This window comes from Frankia sp. AiPs1 (genome assembly GCF_023716945.1).
Taxonomy (GTDB): domain Bacteria; phylum Actinomycetota; class Actinomycetes; order Frankiales; family Frankiaceae; genus Frankia.
The window spans coordinates 1-837 of the sequence record NZ_JAMQQF010001088.1 but is presented as its reverse complement, the minus strand read 5'-3'; the positions used below and the strand labels follow the sequence as shown (position 1 = coordinate 837).

Annotated in this window: 1 protein-coding gene; it reads right to left on the bottom strand. The window is 74.9% G+C overall.

Features of this window, described 5'->3' with window-relative positions:
• The coding region (locus tag ND748_RS33035) for a D-alanyl-D-alanine carboxypeptidase family protein (RefSeq protein WP_251750161.1) at positions 1-837 on the bottom strand (837 nt) is incomplete at both ends.

The window sequence follows — 837 nt, the reverse complement described above, 5'->3', positions numbered from 1 at the left end:
GGGCCGGGTCGCCTCGCCGGCCGCGGACGCTGCCGGGTTCGGCAGGTAGCCGACCGGCGTCACCTGTCCGGCGTGGGCGAATCCCCAGTCGAGCAGGGCGCGGGCGTCGGTGCCGTAGGCGGGGGCCGCGCGCAGCAACGCGACGATGAGTGTCCGACCGCCGCGGGTGGCGGCCCCGACGAACGTCGCGCCGGCCGCCACCGTGTACCCGTTCTTCACGCCGACCGCCCCGTCGTAGGTGCGGAGCAGCGAGTTGTGGTTCTGGATCTCGAAGCGCTGGTCGCCGCGCCCGGTGAGGGATGCCCGCGGGATGGTGAGGTATCCCCGCACGCTCGGGTCGTTGAGCGCGGCGCGGCCGAGCACGGCGAGGTCGTAGACGCTGGTCACCTGCCCCGGGCTGTCCAGCCCGGTCGGATCGCCGGCGACGGTCTCGCGCGCGCCCAGCGATGCGGCCAGCGCGTTCATCCGGGCCAGGACCGTCGCGGTGCCGCCGGCGGCTTCGACGAGGGCCACCGTCGCATCGTTCCCACTGGAGATCATCATCGCTGTTGCCAGATCCCGGACGGTGTACCCGACGCCGGGCACCAGCCCGACCTTGGTGCCATCCACCCGAGGGGCGTTGTCGTCGACGGTGATGACCCGGTCCGGCGGCAGGCCGGGAAGCACCGTCAGCGCGGTGAGGATCTTCATGGTACTGGCCGGCAGATCCGGCGCGTGCGGGCGGGAGGCAGCGAGGACGGCGCCGCTGCCGGCATCCGCGACCAGCCAGGCCTGCGCGGTCAGCCCCGCCGGTGCGGGCGGGGCGGGGGAGCCCTCGGGCGCCGGTGGGGGGACGAC